This is a genomic window from Nocardia sp. NPDC059764, assembly GCF_042732555.1.
Classification (GTDB): domain Bacteria; phylum Actinomycetota; class Actinomycetes; order Mycobacteriales; family Mycobacteriaceae; genus Nocardia.
In genome coordinates this window covers 21,588-45,125 of record NZ_JBHWHH010000046.1, presented here as the reverse complement: position 1 = coordinate 45,125, position 23,538 = coordinate 21,588, and the positions used below count along the sequence as shown (strand labels likewise).

General features: G+C 70.1%; 25 protein-coding genes and 1 pseudogene. 12 read left to right on the top strand and 14 right to left on the bottom strand.

What is annotated here, in order from left to right; genetic code table 11:
- The first annotated feature begins 326 nt into the window (after positions 1 to 326).
- The 5 genes and pseudogenes from ACFV4K_RS13305 (at position 327) to ACFV4K_RS13285 (ending at position 3,128) form a co-directional block, all read left to right on the top strand.
- Positions 327 to 1,193 carry a hypothetical protein gene (locus tag ACFV4K_RS13305; RefSeq protein WP_357084303.1) on the top strand — a complete coding sequence of 289 codons (867 nt, stop codon included), beginning with the start codon at positions 327 to 329 and terminating at the stop codon, positions 1,191 to 1,193.
- A 70-nt stretch (positions 1,194 to 1,263) separates the two neighbouring features.
- Positions 1,264 to 1,665: a hypothetical protein gene (locus ACFV4K_RS13300; RefSeq protein WP_379274650.1), complete on the top strand. Its 402-nt coding sequence runs from the start codon at positions 1,264 to 1,266 to the stop codon at positions 1,663 to 1,665.
- Positions 1,666 to 1,967: 302 nt separating this feature from the next.
- A pseudogene (locus ACFV4K_RS13295) lies at positions 1,968 to 2,153 on the top strand (GTP cyclohydrolase); the annotation flags it as partial.
- 292 nt (positions 2,154 to 2,445) lie between these two features.
- Entirely contained in the window at positions 2,446 to 2,718 is a 273-nt protein-coding gene (locus tag ACFV4K_RS13290; RefSeq protein WP_379274657.1) for a hypothetical protein, read from the top strand.
- Positions 2,719 to 2,903: 185 nt separating this feature from the next.
- Positions 2,904 to 3,128 carry a hypothetical protein gene (locus ACFV4K_RS13285; protein ID WP_379274648.1) on the top strand — a complete coding sequence of 75 codons (225 nt, stop codon included), beginning with the start codon at positions 2,904 to 2,906 and terminating at the stop codon, positions 3,126 to 3,128.
- A gap of 132 nt (positions 3,129 to 3,260) precedes the next feature.
- On the opposite strand, the gene ACFV4K_RS13280 is transcribed toward ACFV4K_RS13285, so the two are convergent.
- The 9 genes from ACFV4K_RS13280 to ACFV4K_RS13240 all read right to left on the bottom strand — a co-directional run bounded on the left by ACFV4K_RS13280 (position 3,261) and on the right by ACFV4K_RS13240 (position 13,846).
- On the bottom strand, positions 3,261 to 4,259 hold the full coding sequence (locus tag ACFV4K_RS13280; protein ID WP_379274646.1) for a phosphatidylinositol-specific phospholipase C: 999 nt from the start codon (positions 4,257 to 4,259) through the stop codon (positions 3,261 to 3,263).
- Positions 4,260 to 4,321: 62 nt separating this feature from the next.
- Complete coding sequence (locus ACFV4K_RS13275) at positions 4,322 to 5,026, bottom strand: FHA domain-containing protein (RefSeq protein ID WP_379274644.1); 705 nt, start codon at positions 5,024 to 5,026, stop codon at positions 4,322 to 4,324.
- Positions 5,026 to 6,315, bottom strand: coding sequence for a VWA domain-containing protein (locus ACFV4K_RS13270; RefSeq protein ID WP_379274643.1), 1,290 nt, complete (start codon positions 6,313 to 6,315; stop codon positions 5,026 to 5,028). The genes ACFV4K_RS13275 and ACFV4K_RS13270 overlap by 1 nt, the downstream gene beginning before the upstream one ends.
- On the bottom strand, positions 6,312 to 7,415 hold the full coding sequence (locus tag ACFV4K_RS13265) for a PP2C family serine/threonine-protein phosphatase (RefSeq protein ID WP_379274641.1): 1,104 nt from the start codon (positions 7,413 to 7,415) through the stop codon (positions 6,312 to 6,314). Before ACFV4K_RS13265 ends, ACFV4K_RS13270 begins: the two co-directional genes overlap by 4 nt.
- Positions 7,412 to 9,832: a tetratricopeptide repeat protein gene (locus ACFV4K_RS13260; RefSeq protein WP_379274639.1), complete on the bottom strand. Its 2,421-nt coding sequence runs from the start codon at positions 9,830 to 9,832 to the stop codon at positions 7,412 to 7,414. Before ACFV4K_RS13260 ends, ACFV4K_RS13265 begins: the two co-directional genes overlap by 4 nt.
- Entirely contained in the window at positions 9,829 to 11,010 is a 1,182-nt protein-coding gene (locus ACFV4K_RS13255; protein ID WP_379274637.1) for a hypothetical protein, read from the bottom strand. Before ACFV4K_RS13255 ends, ACFV4K_RS13260 begins: the two co-directional genes overlap by 4 nt.
- 8 nt (positions 11,011 to 11,018) lie before the next feature.
- Entirely contained in the window at positions 11,019 to 11,978 is a 960-nt protein-coding gene (locus ACFV4K_RS13250) for a glutamate ABC transporter substrate-binding protein (RefSeq protein WP_379274655.1), read from the bottom strand.
- Positions 11,979 to 11,983: 5 nt separating this feature from the next.
- Positions 11,984 to 13,246 (bottom strand): hypothetical protein, encoded by a 1,263-nt coding sequence (locus ACFV4K_RS13245; RefSeq protein WP_379274635.1) that lies wholly within the window; start codon positions 13,244 to 13,246, stop codon positions 11,984 to 11,986.
- A 381-nt stretch (positions 13,247 to 13,627) separates the two neighbouring features.
- Entirely contained in the window at positions 13,628 to 13,846 is a 219-nt protein-coding gene (locus ACFV4K_RS13240) for a hypothetical protein (protein WP_379274634.1), read from the bottom strand.
- Here ACFV4K_RS13240 and ACFV4K_RS13235 point away from each other — a divergent pair.
- Complete coding sequence (locus ACFV4K_RS13235) at positions 13,793 to 14,254, top strand: MMPL family transporter (RefSeq protein ID WP_379274632.1); 462 nt, start codon at positions 13,793 to 13,795, stop codon at positions 14,252 to 14,254. The two genes, ACFV4K_RS13240 and ACFV4K_RS13235, sit on opposite strands and share 54 nt — an antisense overlap.
- Before the next feature lie 12 nt (positions 14,255 to 14,266).
- Here the strand turns inward: ACFV4K_RS13235 and ACFV4K_RS13230 are convergent, their stop codons facing one another.
- The 4 genes from ACFV4K_RS13230 to ACFV4K_RS13215 all read right to left on the bottom strand — a co-directional run bounded on the left by ACFV4K_RS13230 (position 14,267) and on the right by ACFV4K_RS13215 (position 17,207).
- Positions 14,267 to 14,620: a VOC family protein gene (locus ACFV4K_RS13230; RefSeq protein WP_379274630.1), complete on the bottom strand. Its 354-nt coding sequence runs from the start codon at positions 14,618 to 14,620 to the stop codon at positions 14,267 to 14,269.
- 228 nt (positions 14,621 to 14,848) lie between these two features.
- Positions 14,849 to 15,190, bottom strand: a complete 342-nt coding sequence (locus ACFV4K_RS13225; RefSeq protein ID WP_379274628.1) for a MarR family transcriptional regulator — start codon at positions 15,188 to 15,190, stop codon at positions 14,849 to 14,851.
- Positions 15,191 to 15,288: 98 nt separating this feature from the next.
- Entirely contained in the window at positions 15,289 to 16,233 is a 945-nt protein-coding gene (locus ACFV4K_RS13220; RefSeq protein WP_379274653.1) for an alpha/beta hydrolase, read from the bottom strand.
- Positions 16,188 to 17,207 carry a helix-turn-helix domain-containing protein gene (locus ACFV4K_RS13215; protein WP_379274626.1) on the bottom strand — a complete coding sequence of 340 codons (1,020 nt, stop codon included), beginning with the start codon at positions 17,205 to 17,207 and terminating at the stop codon, positions 16,188 to 16,190. The genes ACFV4K_RS13220 and ACFV4K_RS13215 overlap by 46 nt, the downstream gene beginning before the upstream one ends.
- 124 nt (positions 17,208 to 17,331) lie before the next feature.
- Between ACFV4K_RS13215 and ACFV4K_RS13210 the strand changes: the two genes are divergently transcribed.
- The 6 genes from ACFV4K_RS13210 (at position 17,332) to ACFV4K_RS13185 (ending at position 22,175) form a co-directional block, all read left to right on the top strand.
- Positions 17,332 to 17,817, top strand: a complete 486-nt coding sequence (locus ACFV4K_RS13210) for a methylated-DNA--[protein]-cysteine S-methyltransferase (RefSeq protein ID WP_379274624.1) — start codon at positions 17,332 to 17,334, stop codon at positions 17,815 to 17,817.
- Entirely contained in the window at positions 17,817 to 18,536 is a 720-nt protein-coding gene (locus tag ACFV4K_RS13205) for a 2OG-Fe(II) oxygenase (protein ID WP_379274622.1), read from the top strand. Before ACFV4K_RS13210 ends, ACFV4K_RS13205 begins: the two co-directional genes overlap by 1 nt.
- Before the next feature lie 2 nt (positions 18,537 to 18,538).
- Positions 18,539 to 18,805 (top strand): Ada metal-binding domain-containing protein, encoded by a 267-nt coding sequence (locus ACFV4K_RS13200; RefSeq protein ID WP_379274621.1) that lies wholly within the window; start codon positions 18,539 to 18,541, stop codon positions 18,803 to 18,805.
- 153 nt (positions 18,806 to 18,958) lie between these two features.
- Positions 18,959 to 19,615 carry a TetR/AcrR family transcriptional regulator gene (locus ACFV4K_RS13195; RefSeq protein WP_379274619.1) on the top strand — a complete coding sequence of 219 codons (657 nt, stop codon included), beginning with the start codon at positions 18,959 to 18,961 and terminating at the stop codon, positions 19,613 to 19,615.
- A 147-nt stretch (positions 19,616 to 19,762) separates the two neighbouring features.
- Positions 19,763 to 20,824, top strand: a complete 1,062-nt coding sequence (locus tag ACFV4K_RS13190; RefSeq protein ID WP_379274617.1) for an esterase/lipase family protein — start codon at positions 19,763 to 19,765, stop codon at positions 20,822 to 20,824.
- A gap of 25 nt (positions 20,825 to 20,849) precedes the next feature.
- Entirely contained in the window at positions 20,850 to 22,175 is a 1,326-nt protein-coding gene (locus ACFV4K_RS13185) for a lipase family protein (protein ID WP_379274615.1), read from the top strand.
- Here the strand turns inward: ACFV4K_RS13185 and ACFV4K_RS13180 are convergent.
- Positions 22,106 to 23,365 (bottom strand): PucR family transcriptional regulator, encoded by a 1,260-nt coding sequence (locus ACFV4K_RS13180; RefSeq protein WP_379274614.1) that lies wholly within the window; start codon positions 23,363 to 23,365, stop codon positions 22,106 to 22,108. The genes ACFV4K_RS13185 and ACFV4K_RS13180 overlap by 70 nt on opposite strands.
- Positions 23,366 to 23,538 lie beyond the last annotated feature (173 nt).

The window sequence follows — 23,538 nt, the reverse complement described above, 5'->3', positions numbered from 1 at the left end:
GGCCGTTCGCGGCCGGACCTCTGACATTCAGTGCCAGCGATTCTGAAGGGCTATCGATCCGGATGCGTTGTTGACAAGATCATGTAATATCTGGCGACATCGAAAGGGGCTGCACAGCAACCCTTTTTGCACTCTTGATCGACTTCAGGGCGGTAGGGGGTATCGGGGGAAATCGACTTCAGGCTTCGAAAAATGTCGAAGCGCAGGGGCAGCTCGTCGACGCGGTGGGGGCGTTGATGGCGAGACGCAGGGGCCGGCTGCGCGCGACGTGGTGACCACACGGATTCCGCAGTATCGACTGCCGCTCGCACCAAAGGAATCTAGCGATGTCCGAAAACTTCCCGGATCATCCCGCGGCCCTTTCCTCCACACCCACCGACCTCTCCCTGCTGCTGCGTCCGGCCCCGCCCGGCGGGCCCACCGACATGGTGCGCATGCATCCGAGCAACGGCTACCTGCTGTGGGCCGACCTGCCGCCCGTGCTCGTGCTGGGCAGCTCCGGCGGCTCCGGCGCGACCACCACCGCGCTCGGCATCGCGGGCGCGGCCGCCTACGACTACGGCGAGCACTCGCCGGTGGTCGTGGACGCCACCACCACCGGCGGTGACCTCGCCGCGCGCGGGTGCGACACCATCGACGCCGCCGGCACGGTCCAGTCCTGGCTGAACATGGCGCACCGCAGCCTGCCGTCAACGGTCATCGACAGCTGCGGCGAAAACAGTTCCGGCGTAGGCGTTCTGCCGCGCGGGCCCGAAGCGCTGCCCCGTCGCGAGACCTACTCCTCGGTCCACCGGGACCTGGTCGAGGCGGGATGCCTGCCCGTGTACGACGGTGGCGCGCCGGTCACCAGCCGCATGGTCGCGCCGTTGCTGAGCGATTCGCGCATCTCGCTGGTGATTACCCTGGCCGCCCGCCCCGATGCGGTGAACCGGCTGAAGCCGGCGCTGATCTGGCTCGACGACAACTACAGCCAGTACCATCTGGCCGACGCGGTCATCGTGGTCACCCGCCAGCATCCCAAGGACGGGCCGCTGGTCACCGAGCACGTGCGCAAGTATCTGGGCGACGTGGTCCGCGCGGTCGCCGAGATTCCCTACGACACGCACCTGGGCTCGGGCGGCCCGGTCACCTGGCGGCGGCTGGCCCCGCCGACCCGCGCCGCCTACCGGCAACTGGTCAATCTACTTCGCTAGTCGCACAACACCATTCGGGTCGATTATCAGGTCGGCGCGGCGGCACCGGGGTTGCTGGCAGGATTGCCCCATGAATGCCTACGACGTGACGGTGGGTGGCTCGCGCATCTCGACCGCCGGGGCCTCCGCGAAGGAAGCGTTCGATCTCTGGGCGTCCATCCTGAGTGAATCGATGATGAAATGCTCGATGGAACCGCTCGCCGGCGAACCGTTCCACGGCGTCCTCGAACCCTGCGTGCGCTCGGAACCGATATCGATTGCCCGAGTGGCGAATTCGGACATCCTGGCGCGCCGCACCCAACGCCACATCGCGGCGTCCGACGAGCCGTACGTGCTGGCCTGCCTGACCACCGCGGGCGTCTGCGACGTCCGTTGTGGCGGAACCTATCTGTGCTCGCCGGTGGGCACCATGTACCTGGTCGACCCGGTGACCGCAACTTCTATCGCGTGTTCCGTGCCGAGACTGGTCTGACTCCTCGCGAATGCTGCGACCACGTGCTGTCCGTGTGCCCGGCGGCGAATCCGCCGGTGGGTGTGCCGCTGGGTAGCTTCTCGGCGTAATGGCCTGCCGCCGATCGCATGTCACTCGTCGGCTTTGGCGTGTCACCCGTTGGCGGTAGGGATGACCGTTAGATTGCTGTGGGACTGCTGAAAGATTGCGGAATGTTAGCGCGACTCCTATTTTGTACGGCATCGGAATGAACGGACACGAGTAGCCGCGGGAGTGCTGATTTGCTGAGGCTCGGCAGGACGACGACGGCCCCGATCGCGACCGTGCGGGCCGGGGCGCCGGTGGCACTGCGCCGCGGAGTCGACTGTGTGGCAGAGGTTGTCACCTTCGACCACCTCGAGGATCCCGGCGAGCACGCGGCCTTCGTCATCGAACCCCCGGCCGGGACGGCGGGAATTCCCTTGGTGCGGGTGCACAGTGAATGCCTGACCGGCGACCTGCTGGGCTGCGACCGCTGCCCGGCCGAGCTGCTGTGGTTCGAACTCGACGGGTCCGATCCGGCGCCGGACACCCGCGAGCTGGCACTCGACAACGGCGTGCTGGTCGCGGCGGCCGCGCCGGTGTCGGCGGATCTGCTGGTCGACTCCTTCTCGGCCGTGCTCGAGCAGTACGTCCGCACCGATCGGGTCGCCGGGGCGCAGCGGCTGATCCCGATCGTCACCCAGCAGAGGCGCTACGTCGAACAACTCGACGACACCGGCGGCTCCGCGCGCACCGGATTACCGTTGCTGCGAGGAGACGTTGCTGAAAGCGCTGCCGCTGTGGCAGATCGAGGATCGCCGCGATCTGGGGCGGGGTCTGGCCCTGCTGGCGGTGGCGCAGGCGCGGACCGGTCAGGCCGATCAGGCGCCGGAGGCGGCCCGGCACGCGCTCGTGATCGCCTCCGAGGCGCACTCCAGCCGGACCATCGGGCAATTGCACCGGCTGCCCGAGGATTTGACCGGTTCCGGGGGCGCCGACCAAGCGCGGGAATTGCGCACTATTCTCCATCGCACGCTGCGTGCGCAGCGCTGATAATGCGAGGTTGATTTGCTGCAAATTAGCAGAATGTCGGACTTGGGTGTCGACCGAGGTCGCACCGGCTGTCGCCAGATGTCGGTTGGGGTGACCTTTGCGTTTCGGTGGCCACTCTGACATGCAGGGACTGTTAGCGTTGATCTTGTTCGAATGCATCTCACGAGACATGGATTCGAGGACAGATGAAGAATGCTGGTAAGTTGCCAACCCTGGGCATCGCCGCCCTGCTGCTGACCTTCATCGGGCTGCTGCTCATCGGGCCCGTCGCCGCCGGATTCCTGATCCAGGCGAGCGCGGGGGGACCCGCCGACCTCACGACGTTCGTCCCGCTGATCGGGATGGCGCTCGTGGTGGCCTTCGCGCTGGGTGCGGGCGCGTGGATGTTCTGGACGCTGCTACGACGCTGAGATCGATTGCGGGATCACGGATCCGCCGCCACCACGGCCACCACAGCGGCCACGTGGCGACCGCCAGGCAACCGTGGAGGACGACCACCCGGATCGGGAGGTCGTCCTCCCGGGTCGCCCGGCGAGATCGCCTCAGGCGAAGTTCTTTTCGATCAACTGGGTGACAACCGAGGGGTAGCGGTCGGGGAAGTCCATGGGCACGATGCCGTAGTGCGCGGCCTGGCCGCGGTGCGCGGTGAGGTAGGCGTCGACCTTCGGCATGATGGCCGCGGCATTGTCCTTGGGCCAGGCGTTGTCGGCGAAACTGGTGAAATTGATGTACTCGACGGTGTTGGCGGGATCGCCCGCGGCTTTGTCGAAACAGTCGCGGACATAATCGAATTTGTCGCCGCCGGAGGAACCGAAGTTCGAGGAGCCCGAATCCAGTCCGGCCAGTCCGCGGTCCTTGTACCGGTCTTGCAAATAGATGCGATCGGTGCTGAACACGCCGTTGTCGCCGCCCGGCCACTGCAGGCAGCCCAGGGAGTTCGCGAACTGCGCGATGAGCACGATCCGGCCGCGCGCCTCGCCGAGCGCGGGGAAGCGGTTCTCCAGCCAGAACAGCGAGCGGTAGCCCTTGGCGTCCAGGTAGCCGTTGAAGATTCGCTCGAAGTTCGAGCCCACGTCGTTATTGGTGCCGTCCTCCTTCTTGACTCGCATGATCAGGACCTCGCCCGGATTGCGGGCCAGGAAGGTCCGGCACTGATCGAGCACGGTGTCGAAGGTGATGCCCTGGTAGAAGCCGCTGTGGTAGACGCCGAAGGAGTCGGCGGTGTGGTCCTGCAGGCCGTTGCAGCGCATGTCGAGGAAGCGGATGCCATGGGAGAACTGGTCGGGCAGCGACCAGTTCTGGGTGTGCGACCATTCGGTGCCGTTGGCCGGATCGGTGGCGCAGGAGTCGTGGGTGCCGGGAATGGTGAGGCGCAGCAGCGGGGTGGTGTCGGCCAGCGCCGCCATCCACGCCTGCGGGGCCACCGCCACGGTGCGGGCGTGCGGAATCGCCTGGGCCGCAGCGCCGGTCAGGCCGGTGGCGACCGTGCCGGCGACGGCGGCCAGGGTGGTGCGGGCGAAGTCTCGGCGCGTCAGGCTCATAGAGCGGGGAGCCTAACCTGGACGACGGTCCAAGATCACCGAATTGCTCGAATCGGTGTGGGTCAGCCTTGTTCCGTGCTCAACGTGATGGTCGTCCAGCCGCCCACGTGGATGCGATCGCCGTCCCGCAGGGGAATAGCGGTCTTGGGCGCGATCGGGGTCGGGCTCTCGTTGATGCAGGTGCCGTTGGTGGACCCGAGATCGGTGACGGTCAGCGTGCTGCCACTGATGTGGAGGATCGCGTGCGACCGCGACACCGCGATATCCGCGGGCGCGACCGACAGATCGATATCCGGGTGCACGCCCTGCGAGACACTGCGCTTCCCGATCAGGATATTGGGCCCCCGCAACCGGATTCGGCGATCGGGGTAGTAGTCGGGGAAGTCGACCCGGTCCAGGTCCGGACCCTTCTGGGCCTGCATGCGCGCGTAGTGTCCCGGATCGGCGGTCACCGTCGCCACCCAGACCGGGCCGCCGTTGGGGTTCTCCCGGGTCTCGCCCTCGGTTTGCGCGGTCGACCCCTCCGGCTCCCCGGCGGTCCCCGCCGACCGCTCGTCCCCGCCCGACGCGGTCGGCGCGGGCGGTGGCGGCGGCAGCGCCGAATCGTGCCCGCAGTTCTCACAGAACCGCCCCTCGGCGGGCACCCCGCAGGAGGGGCACAGCGCCGGAGGCGGTGCGGCGGTGGCCGACCCGTCCCCGACCGGCGCACCACAGGTGTCGCAGTAGTCGCTGGCGGTGGTCTCGTGCCCGTCGGTGCAGAACGCCATCACGGCTCCTTGCGGACGCGGGCCGTCTTCGTGGAGCGCACGTCGAGGGCCATCTCGTCGGCGGGATCGACCTTGTTGCGCAGCCGGATGGTGCCGGTGCGTTCGTCGACCACGTCGACCACACTGAGCAGCAGCTTGGCGGTGTTCTCATTGCCGGACTCGGTGGCCAGGTGGTACGCGCGCTGGAGTTTGGCGGTGGCCGTGGCGAAGTCGCCCTGCTTGCGCGCGGCCAGGCCCTCCTGCACGGTCTGCGCCAGTTCGGCCTGCCCGGTGTAGTGGGCGACGCGGCGGCTGATGATCGCCGACTTGTCGGTGTCGGTGGTCCAGGCCGCCTTGACCAGACCCTGCCCGAGGATCTCGCCGTCGGCCAGCACGCTCACCCGCGCGGTCAGCTTCTCCCGACCGGCCGCGGCGGGCTCGACATCGAGCTGCACGTGGTAGTCGCGATCCTCCGCGCCCCACGAACCCAGCGCGTACTCGCCGATTTGCGGACCCGCCTCGACGCGGCGCGCGGTGAGGTCCTCGATGAACGGCGCGACCTGCTTGATGAACGCGATCCGCGCGCCCACCGGCGTCCACACCCGCAGCGTGAGCTCCGGAATCGCCTTCTCCATGGAGGTTTCCATCATGGCCGCGAAATCCTGGGCCAGCTGGTCCGCGGTCTTCACGATGTCCACGGTGCCGTGCAGGGCGGAGGCGATGGCGCGCAGCTCGTTCACCTCCCAGTCCGCGCCGACGCCGCGGCAGTCGCAGGTGAAGACGCCCGTCGACAACTGGATCTCCTCGGCCAGCCGCTCCGGCGTCTCGTGCTCGTTGCGGCCGTCGGTGAGCAGGATGGCGTGCACCATCGCGTCCGGATGCTGCTTGGCGATCAGCCGCGACAGTCCCAGCCAGGTGCCGATGGCGGTGCCGCCGTGCGGGGACAGCTTGTCCAGGGCGCGACGGGCATTGGCGCGCTCCTGCCGGCTCGCCACCGCGGACGCGCCGCTGTGCGGGTACACCACCTCCGCCTTGTCAGTGCCCTCCACGATCGCGAACCGGGTGCCGTCGGGCATGACGTCAAGGGCGGCCAGGGTGGCCTGGCGCGCGCCCGCGAACTTGCCCGCGCCGCCCATCGAGCCCGAGGTGTCGATGATCAGGATCTCGACCCGGGGCGCGGGCGCCACCGATACCACCAGATCGTCGGTGGCCTCCACGGTCACGATGGCGTCGACCGTGCGCGCGCCCTCGGCGAGGAATTCGTTCTGGTCGACGGCGACCGAAAGGCCTTGGTTCTCAGCGGAAGTCACGGGGTGTCTCCTGACGGTGCGAGGGAGGGGACCGGGACGAGCGCGACGGTGATGTTGTCCTTGCCGCCCGCGCCGAGCGCGTGCTCCACCAGGGCGCGCGCCGCGAGCAGGGCGGGCTGCGAGCTGGTGAAGCGGGACAGGGCCGCCGCCTCGGGGAGGTAGTTCCACAGGCCGTCGCTGCACAGCAGCAGGACGCCGGGTTCGCTGGTGCGCAGGGTGCGCACGCAGCTGGGGGACCACTGGTGCTCGGAATCGGCGCCGAGCCAGCGGGTGAGCACGTGCGCGTGCGGGCCATCCATGGCGGTGGCCGCGTCCAGCAGGCCGTTGTCCACCATGGCCTGGGCCAGGGTGTCGTCGACGGTGAGACGTTCGGAGTCGTCGCCCGGGCGCAGCCAATAGGCCCGGCTGTCACCGACGTTCGCGACCGTGACGGCCGCGCCGCCGTCGGGCTGGAACTGCACGATCGCCGAGACGTAGGTGCAGGACGGGGACTTGCCGTCCGGGGTGCCCACGGCCTTGACCGCGTCGGCGGCGGCGGTGAGCCCGACCAGGGCGCAGTCCTCGGCGGACCGGCCGGCCGCGAGTGCGGCCAGGGTGGCGTCCAGGCCCGCGCGGACCGCCGCGCCCGAGGCCGCCTGCGGATCCTCGGAGGTGGACACCCCGTCGCAGACCGCGATCACCGCGGTGGCGGGACGATCCGGCGACGCGCTGTCGAGCACGGCCGCGGCGACCGCGTCCTCGTTGCGGGCATGCAGCAGACCACGATCGGTGACCAGGCACGCCGTGCCCAGATCCGCCTCGAAGCGATCGCGCTCCGGGCCCAGCTCACCGCAACTGGCGCAGTAGCCGTCCGGATCGAAAGCCGTGCCCCCGCAGCCGTGGCAGTCGGGCGCGGGACCCGCCGCGAATCCGGCGCCGTCGCCGCCCTCGCGGCGCGCATTGCGGGCCGCGTCGGCCACCGGCACCGTGGAGCCGGACCCGGGCCGGAATTCCTTGGGCGGCAGCGCGATCAGCCGGACCCCCAGTTTGCTCCCGCACGCCTCGCAGAAGCGGTCGGTGTCCGCGGCGAAGGTGCCGCAGCGCGGGCAGCGGGCCGTCACAGCAGCGTCCTCGGGCGCACGGCATTGGCCTGTTCCACCAGGGCGATGCGCTCCCACATGTCGTCGGTCTCGTGCGCGAGATCGCGATAGCAGCGTTCCAAACCGGTCCGTACCCCTTGTTGATCGAGCGCCACCCCCAGCAGCGGGGAGTGGTCGGTGGGCACCCTGCCCAGGCGCAGCCAGCGCAGCGCCGCGTCCAAGACTCGCAGCCGGGCCTGGGCGGCACGGCGTTTCGAGTCCAGGGTCAGCTCGCCGATCCGGGTTCCCGCGTCGCGCACCAGTTGTTCGGTGAGCTCGGCGGGATCGTTCACGGCCAGCAAGATCTCGACGGCGGTGACACCCGCCTCGGTGTGCACCGCCGAAGCGGCGTCGACCTGGTCCAGCACCGCGACCGCGCCCGGGCCGTCACCGGCCGCGCGACGCGAGCGGGCGGCGCCGAAGGCTGCGCTGGTGAAGGTGCGGTCGGTACGCCACACCAGGTCGTAATAGGTTTCCGCGCGGGCGGCTTCGGCTTCGGCGCCGCCGGCGGCCAGCAGCTCGGCGGTGACGGCCAGGGCCAGCTTCGGGGCGGCCTCACCCGGCAGCGCGCTGTAGAGGGCGTCGAATTCGGCGGTGGCGGCGGCCCAATCGCGTTGCAGCAGGCGGGCCTGACCCGCGAACCAGGTCAGCCGCCAGTCCCCGGCGAGCGTGGACTCCACCTCGTCGAGGCGGCGCAGGGCGTCGTCGGCGTCACCGAATTCCAGTGCGGCGCGGATCAATCGGAGCGGGATCTCGACCGATTCGGACTGGCCGGTGACCACCGACTGCAGGCCCGCGTTGATCTCGCGCTCGAGGTCCTCGGGGGTGACCGCGCTGGTCGAGGCGAGCAGGGCGGCGCCGCTGTCACCCGGATCGATCAGCGGGACCGGCAGCGCGGCGATGATGTCGCGCGGGTCGTCGGGCAGCCGGTCGCCGACGCCGAACACCCCGCGCGGCGGGCCGAACCGGGTGGACAGGCCCGGTCGGGGCCGTCCGTCCTCGCGGGCGAGCACCTCGCGCAGCACGCCGGTGAGCTGATCGCCCATCTCGGTCATGGAGGTGAACCGCGCGTCGGGGTCGATGTCGGTGGCGCGCAGCAGGAATCGGTAGAGCGACTCGTGGCGGGCCATCAGCGGTTCGGCGTCCGGGCCGGGCAGCGGGCCCAACTCGTTGTTCACCGGCGGGATCCGCATGATCAGCGCCGCCAGGGTGCGGCCCACCGTGTGCACCTCGGAGGCCACGGTCGGCCCGGTCCGGGCGATCTCCTCGGCCTGGTAACCCGGTGTGCCGTAAATGGTTTCGGTCTGATCGTGCAGGCCGATCACCGCGCCCAAGTCGATGAGCTTGAGCTGCTCCTCGGTCTGCATCACGTTGTCGGGCTTGAAATCGCAGTAGGCCAGACCGCGATCGTGCAGGTACTCCAGGGCGGGCAGCATCTCCAGGATGTAGGCGATGGCGCGCGCGGGCCGCAGATACTGCTGATCGGCGGTGCGCTGCTCGCGCAGGATCTGCTTGAGCGACTTGCCGCCCACGTACTCCATGACGATGTAGCCGACCGGCTTGCCGTCGGGACCCGTGTCCTCGGCGAAGTTGTAGATCCGCACGATGTTCGGATGATCCACCTGCGCGAGGAACCGCTTCTCGGCCACCGCCGCCCGCATGGCGTCGGCGTCACCGGTATTGAGCAGGCCCTTGAGCACCACCGGGCGGTTGTCGACCTTGTGGTCCACCGCCAGGTAGATCCAGCCCAGGCCGCCGTGCGCGAGCGGGCCCAGCACCTGGTACTGGCCGCCGACCAGATCGGCGCTCGACAGCTTGGGGGTGAAGGAGAAGCGGGTGCCGCAGTGCGCGCAGAACCCCTCGGCGCGGCCCGGCTCGCCATTGCGGCTGCGGCCGACCGGACGGCCGCACCTGCCGCAGTCACGGTGGTGCTCGGGCACTTCCGGGTCGGCGAGGACCGCTTCGGTGGGATCGCGGCGGGGGACCGAGGGGACCTTCACCATGCCCGCGCCCAGGCGGCCGCGGCTCGCGCCGGAGGAACCGGAGCGGCCGGTGCGGACCGAACGCCCGCTGCGGGAGGCCCGGCTGGTGGCCGTGGATCCGGTGCCCGTGGTCGCACTACCGGCTTGCGCGGTGATGGCTAGCGCCGAGACCGGAGCGGGAGCGCTGCCGCAGACATCGCAGTAGCCGTCGACAATCGTTCCCGTGCAACCGGGTTCGGTGCAGCTGCCGGACGCCGCGCCGCTCGCGTCGGCCGGGATGCCCGTGCTCGTGACCGGGCTGCCGGTCGCCGCACCACCGGTGCTCGGTGTGGCCGCCCCCGGGCTCGGGGCGGTGCCGCAGACGGTGCAGTACCCATCCTCGATGGTCCCGGTGCAGCCGGGCTCGGTGCAGTTCATGATCGCCTCCCCGATTTCTGCGCGATGAGCTGGCGGTAGTCCGTGAGGGCGCGGGTGACCGCGGCCAGGTCGCAGGGCCGGCGCGCCAGCAGTCCGGCGGCGATGCGACTCGAGGCCAGCACATCCTGTTCCTCGCTGACCCCCAGGCGCGCGGCCTTGGCGCGATAGGAGCTGAAGCGTCCCTTCAGTTCCAGTCGCCGGTCGAGCAGCCCCTGGGCCAGCTGCTCGTTGTGGGTCGCGGTGTCGAGGGCGGCGGCGATGCGCTGGCGCAGCTCCCACAGCGCGGCCGGGGTTGGCTGCTCGGCGTCGAGCGCGGTCAATTCCGCGCTGTAGACGGAACTGTCGTCGGCGTGGCGGGGCAGGGGCGCGGCCAGGATGATGCTCTCCACTTCGGCGCGCGCGTGGTCGGCGCGCTCATAGGTCTTGCGCAGCACGTTGATCAGCGTCCGCACGCGTTCGACCGCGGTGTCCCAGTCCGCGGACATGGCCCGCAGATCGGCCAGGACGGCCGCGGCCTCGCGCATGCGGCGCGACAGCTCGGTCAACCGGCGGTCCAGGGCGTCCGGCGCCAGTGCGAGCGGATCGGTGGCGACCTGGACCGACAGTTCGTCGAGATCGACGGCCAGCGAACGCAATTGCGGCATGGCCGAGCCGACCCGATCCAGTTCCGCGCGCAGCGGCGCGACCTCGGCCATCACCCGGTCGTTGACCGCCTCCACGGCCTCGAGCACCCGCACCACGACCGGGAAGGCCGCGTGCATGCGCTCGAGCAGCTCGGCGATCCCGATCAGCTGGACCTGTTCGCGGGGCCCGCCCAGCGCGCGCTGCGACATGGGTATCGCGGTGCGCGCCAGCTCGATCGGCTGCCCGCGCAGCAGCCGGGTCAGCTCCTCGCGGTCGAGGGCGTCCAGCCGCCGCCGGGCCCGCGCGGACCGCGCGCGATCCAGCACCGTGCCCAGGCGGCCGAAGTCCTCCCACAGCAGTTCCAGCGCCGCGCGGGCCGGAACCCAGCGCTGCTCGGTCACGCCGGTGGGCGGGAAACGCCGCAGCAGGACCAGACCGGGATGCTTGTCCAGTTCCACCAGGGTCGCGGCGATGATCTCGATCTCGCGGGCGCGCTCGGCGATGTCGCGATCGATCTCGGCGACGCTGAGAATGTGCCCCGGATTCGGTTGCATGGCCGAGCTCAATCGCTGTACTTGGGCGCCGGGGGACCGTTGGACGGCCCGAGCACGCTCAGCCGCTTGTCGTAGAGCCGCTGCCAGGTGCCGTCATTGCGCACCCGCTCCAGCACGCCGTTGACGAAGCGCACGAAATCGGTGGCCTGCTGCTGGATCCCGATGGCGTAGTTGTCCGAGGCCATGGCGTCGCCGACCACCTCGAGATTCGGGTCCTGAATCTTCAGGCCGTACAGCAGCGGCAGGTCGGTGCTGGCGGCGTCGACCTCGCCCTGTTGCAGCGCGGTCAGGCAGTCCAGCCAGTTGTCGATGCCGATCACGATGGGGCGCTGCGGGAGCGCGAAGACCGCGTCGAGGGTGGTCGAGTTGGGGATACCGCACACCTTCTTGCCGCCCAGGTCGGCGGCCGAGCGGATACCCGAGCCCTTGGTCACCAGAACCCGCTGGTCGGTCTCGAAGTAGACGGTGGAGAACTGGATGTCCTTGCGGCGCGCGCAGGTCGCGGTGAAGCTCTGCACCACCATGTCGACCTGGCCTTTGGTCAGCGCCTGCACCCGGTTCGCGGTCTCGATGGGCTTGAGCTCCACCCGATCCGGATCGCCGAACAGGTCCCGGGCCACCTCATGCGCCAGATCGATATCGAAGCCCTCGATCTCGCCGGTCGCCGGATTGCGGTAGCCGAACAGGAATTCGTTCTGGTTCACCCCGACCCGAACCTTGCCGTTGGCGACGATGGCCGCCATGGTCGATCCGGCCGGCATGGAACCCGGCTGCGGCTGCGCGCCCTGCGGGCGCAGACTCGCGGTCGGGTTGCAGGACTGGTCGATCCGCTGGTTGGGGCCGGCGGTCAGCACCTTCGCCCCGGCGGGCAGCCGGTTGTCGGGAGGCAGTTGGAAGGGCGGGGCCTCCGGCGTCGAACCGCACGCGGCGGCCAGCAGCGCCACCGCCGCCAGCACCATGATCCGCATCCGCTTCACAAGAACTCCTTCAACCGTGGCCACACCCCGACGACGATCGAGCCCGCCGCCGCCAGCAGCAGTGCCAGCGTGCCCAGGGGACTCAGGGTGAGAGCATTTCCGGCCGTGTTCACATCGTCGCGCACTTCCTGGCGGGTGCGCTCGAGTTCGGTCTTCAAGGCGGCATCGAGCGCGGCGAACTGCGCGGCCGATCCGGCGCCGTCGGCTTTCACGGTCTGGTCCACCGCGCCCCGATAGTTATTGCTCGAATAGGCGGCCACTTCCTTCTGATGGCCGTCCTGCCAGCCGGAGAAGGCCTTGGACGCGGGGGAGTCCGCGCTCACCAGATCCCCCAGATCGGCGCGCAGTTTCGCGCTGCCCGCGGCGAAGCGGTCCTCGCTGGCCTTGCTGTCGCTGCGGGTGATCAGTTGCAGGGTCTCCTCGGTGCGGGCCTGCTGGGCCAGAATCCGGGCCTGCGCGATCTTCTCGAAGCGGGCGGTCGCGCCGGTGTTGATCGACGCGGAGGCCGCGATGGTGGTGGTCAGAATCCAGAGCAGGGCGATCACCGTGAGGCCCGCGGCGGCGACCACGCCCGGATTGATCCAGCGGTTGGTGCGGTTCACCAGCAGCCAGGAGCCGTAGCCGCAGGCCGCCAGCAAGAGAACCAGCAGGCCCACGCTCCACAGCGGCAGGCTGGTGATGGCGCGCTGGTCGCGGTGCAGTTGATCGAGGCGGATGCCCTCCAGTTCGGCCGCGTTCGTCAGCAGCGAGCCCTGCATGAGGGCCGAGGCCTGGCGCAGGTAGGCGGAACCGACCGGCAGGCCCTGGCGGTTATTGGCGCGGGCCGCCTCGACATAGCCGGTGTAACTGGGCAATTCGGACGAGATCTTGGCGAGGATGGTGCGCGTCTCGTTGTCCGAGGCGCCGGTGGTGGCCTCGGCCAGCGCGGCCGCCGCGTCGGTGAGCGCGTTCTCGTAGCGCATCCGGACCTCGGGCGACTCGATGCCGCCGGACAGGTACGCGGTGGAGGCCGCGGCGTCGGCGGTCGACAGCGCCACATAGAGGCGTTGCGCGGCATTCGCCAGCGGCTCGGTGTGCGCCAGCACGGTGTCGTGGCGAGAGAGCTTGGCGCTCTGCTGATTCGCCGTCACCAGGCCGCCGATCAAGGCGAGCAGGGCGAGGGCCGCGCCAACCGCGCCGATGACACCCGGTGCGGTGCGCGCCAGGCGTCGCGTCCATTCCGCGGCATTGCGAATGGTCGCCGGTAAGCGACTCCTCAACTCCGATTCCCCCGTTCGACGGGCCGGTTCTCCCCGTATGGCCAGATCGTACGGGAGCGATCGCATGCTGTCGATCGAGTTCCGAACGGTTGGAATTCGATTGTTCGGGAGCCGATTTCGAATGTCCGCGCATTCGTGACCGGACCGTGAAATCCAGATTTCGCCGCTGGTAATCGCCGGGAAATGTTCCGGCGCAACAGGCGATTCACTCGGAGTGACTCAGACACCTTATGTCACAACGTCATCAGTTCCGGACTGATGCCACCGTATCCCAATTCCCGCAATCCGAGACTTCGAATATCGGGAAGCGGATGAGTTTCGAGGTGTGGCTGACTTTCGTGCCGTTGATGCCGACGCCGCTGCCCGGCGCGGCATGCCGGTTCAGGCCGGAAGGGCGATGTGCGGGTCGTTCGAGCGGTAGGGCTCGGCGTCGGGGCCGGTGGCCAGGCCGCGCAGGACGGTGGCGATCGCGTGGTGGATGGCCGCCTCCCGGTCGGCGTCGGTGGCATCGGCCAGGGGGGCGTCGATGAGGAGCGTCGCCAGGCCGTGGACCGCCGCCCAGGCGGTGAACTCGGCGCCGGGGCGTTGGCGGGGATCCATGAAGCCGGGCTGGCCATGGACTACGAGGTGTTCCTCGTCTCCGGGATCCGCGAACAGTGGCTGCGCGAGGGCGACGCGACGGGGTCGATCGTGAAGGGCACCCGGCACAATGCCCGGGTGGTCACCGCGGCGGCCACCATCATGGTCGTCGTCTTCGCCTCGTTCGTGCCTACCGATGACGCCATGATCAAGCCGATCGCCTTCGCGCTGGCCGTGGGCGTGCTGGTGGACGCGTTCGCGGTGCGGTTGACCCTGGTCCCCGCCGTGCTGGCCCTGCTGGGCCGGGCCGCGTGGTGGCTGCCGCGCCGACTCGACCGGATCCTGCCGGAACTGAATATCGAAGGGCCGCAGGAGGATGAGCCGGTGCGGCGTGAGGACGAGCGCCTGCCCGAGCCGGTCTCGGTCTGACCGGGCGGAGGGTCAGGCCGACTGCCACAACTCGATTCGGTGGCCGTCGGGATCGGTGACCCAGCCGAATCGGCCCACACCCTCCATGTCCTCGGTCTCCTCGGCGACGTTCGCGCCCTTGGCCCGCAATTGCGCGAGCATGGCGTCCAGGTCGCGGACCCGGAAGTTGAGCATGGTCTGCTGGTCGCGGGAGCCGAAGTAATCGGTGTCGGCCGGGAAGGTGGAGAAGACGGTCATGCCGGGTTCCTGCCGCCACAGGCCGTGCTCGTCGGCGTCGAGGCCGAGGTTCTCCCGGTACCAGACGCCGAGGGCCTCGGGGTCCTTCGCGCGCAGGAAGTAGCCGCCGATGCCGAGCACTCGTTCCATGAGGCCATCTTGCCGGGCCGGGGGCGGTGGAGGCGACTGCCACTCCGGGCGATTCGGTGAATCAGTGTGCGAGCGGGGAGGCTTCGAAGGCATGGAGGAGGGGCCGGCGAGCAGGCCGACGACGATGGAGCCCGCTGCGGCGAAATAGACCGTGACGCGGGGGATCGGTTGGGATTGGGGGATCGGGTCAGTCCTCGACGAGGCGGGCCAGCAGGGGAATCGCGGCGATCAGCGAATCCTGTTCGGCGGGGGAGAGTTTGGTGGTGACGGCGGTCGCCAGCCAGTCTCCTTGGCGTGGTGGGCCAGACGCAGCAGGCGTTCACCCTCGGCCGACAGGGACAGCAGGATCTGTCGTTGATCGGTGGGGTGCGGGGTGCGGGTGACCAGGCCGCGGTCTTCGAGGGCGGCCAGGGTGGTGCGCGTGACTGCGGGCGCACGCGCTCGGCGCGGGCCAGGTGGGCCCGAGAGGGGGCCTTCGTGGCCGAGGCGGCTCAGGGCCACGGCCTGGGAGGGCGTCATCTCGAAACCGGCTCGCGCCGATCGGAGCCGGCGCAGCAGCGGACTGGCCACTACGCGGAGTTCACTCGCGGCGGCCGTGACGTCGGCCGATGGACCGGCCTCTGCGAGCTCACCCTCCCAGGTGGCATAAGGCAGAAAGACTGGCAAGTTTACCTGTCGAGTTTGCTGCGCGTGATCGAGTCGGACAGGCGGGTGCGGAGGAACGCGGTGATGTCGGTGCGGGCCGCCTTGGCTTGCGGCACCAGGCCGGGCAAGGCGATGAAGGCATGCGGCGCGCCCGGGTATTCGGACAGTTGGACGGGGATGCCGAAGTCGTGGAGGCGTTCGGCGTAGCGGCGGCCCTGGTCGGCCAGCGGGTCGAGGGTCGGGATCACGACCAGGGCGGGCGGCTGGCCGGTGAGGTCGGCGTACAGCGGCGAGAGCGGGTGCGGGTCCTCGCCCGGCGGGACGGCCAAGCGCCGGAACAGTTTCAGTCGCGGCAGATTCAAGGTCGGGGTCTCGGCGTAGCGGGTCATCGTCGGGTAGTCGAACATGGTGTCGGTCAGGTCGAAGGCCGGGTTGATCAGCACCTGCGTCAGCAGGGGCAGGCCGGTCGCGGCGGCGCGGATCGCGGTCAGGGCGCTGATCAAGGCGCCGCCGCTCTCGCCCGCGAGCATGACGCGCGCCGGGTCGATGCCCCATTCGCCGGGGTGATCCAGGATGTGCCGCAACACATCCCAGTCGTCGTCGACGGCGGCGGTCAGCGGGGTGTCCGGCGCGATCAGGCGATGCTCGACGGAGACGACCACGGCGGGCAGCTGAGCGGCGAGATGGCTGTTGCCCCAATCGCATTGGGCCGCGGTCCCCGCGAAGCCGCCGCCGTGGACATGGAGGACGAGCGGCAGGGCGTTCGCGTGCTCTCCGGCCGGGCGGTAGACCCGGATCGGGACCACGCGATCGGGGAACGTCACCTGCTGCCATTCGATGCTGACGCCGCGCGCCGGCAGCCCGGTGACCACGCGCATGAGCTTCGATCCCGCCAGCCGATTCGCCCCCGCCACGTGGGCGGTCAACTCCTCGGGCGTGAGGGTCTCCCAGTCCGGGTCCTTGCGCAATGAGTGCAGGATGCGGATTCCGCGCGGTGGCCGGTCGTATTTGCCGGGCCGGGTTTGGGTTTCACGGTCGTGTCTGGGCATGGATCCCAGCATCGGCGGGCGTCGCCGGGGTGTATTGAAGAAATGTTCCCGGCGCGACTCAGCGCGCGCCCGCCCGCCCACGCGACCGGGTCGACCGCCAGCCACGGAGCGTCCGCGAGCGCCGTCGGCGTCAGCCCCGCGAAGGTCATCGTCTCCCGGCTGAAATGCGATTGATCGGCGTACCCGCTCTCCGCCGACACCCGCGCGGCGCTGCTCCCCGCGGCGAGCCGATGGGTGGCGTCGTCGAATCGGACCAGCTGCGCGGCCCGCTTGGGCGTCAGGCCGATCTGGGCTCGGAATCGCGACCACAATCGCTTCCGGCTCCACCCGATCTCGTCGGCCAGCGCTTCGACGCGAATCTGCCCGCCACTGAGGATGATTCGCCGCCAGGCGTAGCTCACCTCCGGATCGACGGCAGGTCCGCTCCGCTGCCGCGCGGTCAGAGCGTCGTCCAGGATCGCGAATCTCTCGTCCCAGGAACGGCTCTCGTGCATGCGCTCGCGCAGCAGCTCGACCTCACGACCCCACAGCTCCTCGAGCCCGATCACGCCACCGGACACCTCCGGCGAGCCGCCCAGCGTCGCGTACGCCACCACCGGCGACAGCCGCACCTGCAGCAGATCCACGGTCTGCGCCTGCCCGTACACCCCGATCGGGCACAGGCCCACCACACCGCTGCCCGCGACCCGGCTCCCGCCGGCGTCCCCGACCATCGCCATGTCCCCGAGGTCGATGAACATCGTCACCGCCGGGAACGGCACCACCGGCAGATGGTCCGGGCCTGCCGCGCGCCCCTGGAACCCGGCCATGCTGACCCCGGGGCAGCGGCCCGGCAGCGTTGGCACGGTGACATCCACCAAGGTCCCGGCGACAACGACCGAATCGGCAGCCATGGCCCCATGGTACGAGCCGCCCGCGCCGAGGCCGGAAACGCGATGGCCGATTCCCGCCGGTCATCGCCGATCGGCTGCGACAGAGTGGGGAGCGGAAACGAACGGGACGACACAGGAGGAAGCGATGAGCGTGTACACGACAATGGCCAGCCCGGTCGGCGAGCTGCTGCTCGCGGGCGAGCGGCGCGGGACCGGGGTAGAGCTGACCGCGGTGTCGATGGCGGGCACCAAAAGCCTTCTGGTGGAGGGCGACTGGGAGGCCGATCCGGACGCCTTCGCCGACGTGGTCGACCAGCTGACGGCCTACTTCGCCGGGGAGCGGGACAGTTTCGACCTCCGGATGGGCGGCCGCGGCACGGATTTCCAGCGTCGGGTGTGGCAGGCCCTCGACCAGATCCCGTACGGCGTCACGGTCACCTACGGGGAGATCGCGAACCGGATCGGGGCGTCCCGGGCGGCGGTGCGCGCGGTGGGCTCGGCGATCGGGGCGAACCCGCTGCTCATCGTTCGGCCCTGCCACCGCGTGATCGGGGCCGACGGGTCGCTGACCGGCTACGCCGGGGGCATCGAACGCAAGCAGCTGCTGCTGGAGCTCGAGCGGGCCGCGTGATGACCGCCGTCCTCCGCGGTATCGCGGCCGGGGTCGCCGACCAGGACTGGGCGGCCCTGGCCGGTGAGCTCGACGCGTACGGGCACGCGCTCACCGGGCCACTGCTCACCGGAGACGAATGCCGCACGCTCGCGGCGCTGTACGACGTGGACGACCACTTCCGGTCGACGGTCGACATGGCCCGGCACCGGTTCGGCTCCGGCGAGTACCGCTACTTCACCCACGACCTGCCCGAGCCCGTGGCGGAACTGCGGGCCGCCCTCTATCCGATGCTGCTGCCCATCGCCCGGGACTGGGCCGCCCGGCTGGGACGGCCCGGCACCTGGCCGGACCGGCTCGAGGACTGGATCGCCCGGTGCCACCGGGCCGGGCAGACGAAGGGTTCGCAGATCCTGCTGCGCTACGGATCCGGTGACTGGAACGCCCTGCATCGGGACCTGTTCGGGGACATGGTGTTTCCGCTCCAGGTCGTGATCGGGCTGGATGTCCCCGGTGTGGACTACACCGGCGGGGAGTTCCTCATGGTCGAGCAGCGGCCCCGCGCCCAATCCCGCGGCGCGGCAATGGCCTTGCCGCAGGGGCACGGTCTGGTCTTCACCACCCGCGACCGTCCGGTCCGCGGCTCCCGAGGCTGGTCGGCCGCGCCCATGCGCCACGGCGTGAGCCCGGTGCGATCCGGGCAGCGAAGAACCCTCGGCCTCGTCTTCCACGACGCCTGACCATGGGCGACAGGGAGTACGTCCTGCTCGGCGTGGACGGCCGTCCGTACCGCAGTCGCACGCCCGGCGTCCTGGGCGGCCACCGCCGCTTGAAGATCTACGGCCGCCTCGACTGCCCGGCCGCCCTGCGCGCCCTGGCCCGCGGCGGCTACGTCTCGCATCGCGTGTTCTTCGCCGACGAGCCGACCGCGATCGCGGCCGGTTACCGCCCGTGCGCGGTGTGCTCCCGGCCTGCCTACCGGGAGTGGCGCGCCGGCCGGTCCGGGTGACCCGTCCACCTCGACAAACGATCAAGACCGGTCGGTACCTATACGCTGAACCCCATGCTTGCCACCGTCGTCCGACAGGGAATCATGGACGAACCGCTGTGGTATCGGCCGGACCGTTAGTCGCTCGGTGACGTGGAAACCTATTCTGGGGACGTGAGTGTGGAAACCATCGGTGAACCGGGACCCTTGCCGCGTGGCCGGCACGGGCTGACCCGCGAGCAGGTGGAGGCCTCGCAATACCGGCGCTTGTGCACCGCCGTTCTGGAAGCGGTGGGCGAGCTCGGCTTCGCGGCCACCACCGTCGCCGATATCGTGACCCGCGCCCAGGTGGCGCGCCGCACCTTCTACTCCGTCTTCGGCGGCAAGGACGAATGTTTCGCCGCCGCCTACGATCTCGCGGTCGGGGCCGCACTGGAACAGCTGAAGGAAACCGTCACCGGGCTCGAAGGCGTCACCTTCGCGGACCGGGTGCGGATCTCCTTCGAGATCTATCTCGGCTTCCTCGCCGTCCAGCCCGGCGCGGCCCGCGCGCTGTATGTCGAAACCCTCGCGGCCGGACCGGGATTGGTGGCCCACCGGCTGCGCGTGCACGAGCGGTTCGCCGACTACATCATGGCGGTGGCGCAGGTCGGGGTACGCGACGGCGATCTGGTGGCGGAACCGGATCGGGAGATGGTGGACATGCTGCTCGGCGGGATCGACGACCGGGTGCGCGCCTGCCTGCACACCAAGGGCGCGCAGGCGCTGCCGGAACTGGTGCCGCTGTTCACCCGCACCGCGGTCACCATCGCGAGCACCCCCGCGCCCTGACGGCTGTTCCCCGCCACAATCCCCGGGCGGCCCGGACCGTACACGCTGTCACCTGGCACAACACCGGTGACACGGGCGGTGGCCGGCTCATACGGTCGCAAGGGAATTCGACGCGTTCAGTCGGGTTCGAACCGTAGGGGAGAGTTCATGAGACCGACCATCCGTACCCGCGGCAGTGCCGTGTTCGCCACCGTCACCGCGTTCGCCGTGGCCTTCGCCACCGGTGTGGCCAGCTCCGAACCCGAGGCCGCGCCCGATGCGGGCAGCTCCTCGGGCTCGGCGGTGGTCAGCACCGCCACCGACACCGTGGGCGTGGGTCCGGAGATGTCGGCCTATCTGGCCGCTTTCGCGTACGGCCTGACCCACCCCGACGCCGCGCCGCCCGGCGCCAACGACTGGAACTGCAAGCCGAGCGCCGAACATCCGCGGCCGGTGGTGCTGGTGCACGGCACCTGGCTCAATACCTACGACAGCTTCGCGTTCCTGTCGCCGCGGGTCGCGCGGGCCGGATTCTGTGTCTTCGCCTTCAATTTCGGCCGGGAGACGCCCCTCGGGGGCGGCGGCATCGGGCCGATCCTGCCGGGCCGCTTCGGCGTCGGGCCGATGGGGGATTCGGCGAAACAGCTCGCGGGGTTCGTGGATCGCGTCCTGGCCGCCACCGGCGCGCCCGCGGTCGACGTGATCGCGCACTCGCAGGGCGGGCCGGTCACCAGCCAGTACCTGAAATTCGAAGGCGGACAGGGCAAAGTGCGCAAGGTCGTCAGCTTCGGCGCGACCAGCCACGGCACCTCGCTGCTCGGCATCGCCACGCTGGGCCGGGTGATCACCAACCTCGGGGTGAACATTCTCGGCTTCTATCAGCCGTTGATCGGCCAGGCCAATACCGAGCAGGTCGTCGGCTCGCCGTTCTACGCCAGGCTCAATGCCGACGGCGACACCGTGCCCGGGATCGAGTACACCGCCGTCGGCACCCGCCACGACGAGATCTCCAACCCCTACGAGTGGACCTTCCTCACCCCGGGCCCCGATGCGAGCGTGGAAAACATCACGCTGCAACAGGATTGCCCCGAGGACGTCTCCGACCATCTGACCGTCATGTACTCGCCGCGGGCGGCGTCGATCGCCCTGCGCGCCCTCGACCCGGCCGCGCACCCGGCCCTGGTCTGCACCTTCAACCCCTGGATGATCGGCGGCAGTGGCCACATCTAGCCGCTGCGGTACGGAAAGGACGACGATGACGATCGGCGATGCGATCGAAACGAGCAGTGTCACACCAGAACCGGGGGCGGTGGGGGGAAGACCGCTGCTGCCGGGGGAGGATCCGTTCTATCGATCGCCGATCGATCCGGCGTCCGTCGCGCCGGGCACCATCCTGCGGTCGCGGCCGGTGCGGCTGGCCCTGTTCGGACGCATTCCGCAGCGCGTCCGAGCCTGGCAACTGCTCTACCGCAGCACCGATCTCGACGGCGCGCCCGAGGCGACGGTCACCACCGTCCTGCTGCCCTGGGACGCCGACCCGGCCGTGGACCGGCCGCTGGTGTCGTTCCAGTGCGCCATCGACGCGGTCGCCCCGAAATGCTTCCCCTCCTACGCTTTACGGCACCGCGCCCGCGCGCTCGGCGCCATCCCGCAGGTGGAGTTCCCGCTCATCGCTGCGGCCCTGGCCCGCGGGTGGGCGGTGTCGGTGCCCGACCACGAGGGCCTGAACGGCCACTTCGGCGCGGCCCGCGAACCGGGCCACCGCGCCCTCGACGGCCTGCGCGCGGCCCTGCGCTTCGAGCCGCTGGGCCTGGGGCCGCGGACCCGAATCGGGTTGTGGGGCTACTCCGGTGGCGGACTGGCCACCGTGTGGGCCGCGGAGCTGGCGGCGAGCTACGCGCCCGAACTCGACATCGTCGGCGCGGTCGCGGGATCACCGGTGGGCGATCCGGCCGAGGCGTTCGTCCGTCTGAACGGCTCACCCTTCGCGGGGTTCGCCATGGTGTTCACCTCCGGCCTGCGTCGCGCCTACCCGGAACTCGACGGCTGCGTGCGCGGCCTGGTGTCGCGGGAGTACCTGCGTCTGCTCGACGACGCCGAATCCATCGCCACCTTCCCGCTGCTGGCCCGCTACGCCGGGCGAAACGCCAACCGGCACATTCGCGGTGGGCTCGGCGCACTGCTGACCCGCCCCGAGATGCGGGCCGTCCTCGACGACATCCGACCCGGCGCCCAGGCGCCCGCCATGCCGCTGCTGGTCGTGCAGGGCGTCAACGACGAGGTGATCGCGGTCGCCGACGTCGACGCCCACGTGCGGCGCTACCACGAGCGCGGCGCCCACGTGCGCTACCTGCGCGACCGGCTCAGCACCCATCTACCGTTGCAGTTCATCTCCATTCCGGTGATGGTGGACTGGCTGGCCGACCGCCTCGCCGATCGCCCGTTACCGCCGTCCGAGGTGCGCACGGTGTGGTCGGTCGCCGCCTCCCGCCGCGCCGTGCGCGCGCACGGTCATTGGGCGGCGCTGGTCGCGACCATGGTGTCGGGCCGCCCGATCCGCGCCCGATCGGACTTCCGATAACTGCGCGCCACCAGCGCCGACCGCAGATACCACAGCCCCGACGGCTGCGCCGGATCGAATCCGGTCAGCTGCCCGATCCGCTTGAGCCGATTGTCGACGGTATTGGTGTGCACGCCCAGCAAGCGCGCCGTATGCCGTCGACTCAGGTCGTTGCCGATATGGCGGCGCAGGGTTTCCAGCAGTTCCGGATGCGGGTCCAGCGGATCGAGCAGGGTGCCGAGGTATTCGCGGGCCGGGCCGGGACGGGTCAGCTGGTATTCCATCGCCAGGTCGTCGAAGCGGTGCAGGCCGGGCACGCATTCCAGGCGGTGCACCATGTCGAGCAGTTCGTGCGCCTGCTCGGCGGACTCGGGGATGCGCGGCGTCTCGGCGTGGATCACCGTGGCGGTCACCGGAACCTGTGCGGCCGTGGACAATCCGGAGATCAGGTCGGCCAGTTCGTCGCCGGTCGCGGCGGCGGCGGGCAGCAGTACGGTGCCGCCGTCGGCGCTGAGCAGCGACAGCGCCCGGCCGTCGCCGCGGCGGGCCAGCTCGGACTGGATGCGCCGCAGCTTGCGGCGCGCCACCACCTCGCCGTCCACACGGGTGTCGGATTCCCCCGGATGCGGCGGAATGCTCAGGGCCAGCACGTGATACGACTCGTCGATCTCGATGCCGCCCGCGCGCGCCATGGTGGAGGCGGGATGTCCGGCCAGCAGCGCGGAGGCCACGGTGTGCACCGCGGTGTGGTGTTCGGCCACCACCGCGCGGTGCTCGCGCACATAGGCCACCGCGAAGGTCGAGTCCACCATGGCCAGCACCTCGAACAGGCGGCGCGCGGTCACCGCGAGCCGGGCGTAGTCCTCGGGGCCGGTGGCGTCGACGATGAGGTCGAAGCCCAGGGCGAAGCCGTCGTGCACCGCCCGGTGGATGGTGCCGATCGGAATGCCCTCGCGCGCCCAGTCCGCGCCCGCGCGTTGCAGCCGTTCGATCTTGGCGCTCACGTCCTGGCCCTCGAGGACGTCGGCGGCCAGTTCCAGACAGGTGCGGGTGACGGTGGTGACCTCACCGCGCAGCGCGTCCCCGGGCAGGGTGCCGCAGCGGGCCACGTGTTCGGCGAAATGCGCGACGAGGGTGGCCGAGAGACCACGCGCGTCACGCAGGGGTCCGGAAATCGGTGCCGCCGTGAGGGGTTGCGTTGCCTTGATCATGCGCGTTGCCTCCACAGCAGTCTGGGAACGCTGGCGTTCCTACTGGACCGTAACTGTAGCCGGGGTCACGTTTCGCGGCAATATGCGTGACCGGTCCTCACAACGGCGAATACCGCACTGCGCGTTGGGGCGACAGTGCGGTCATCGCGGCGGCGGTGTGGCCGAGGATGTCT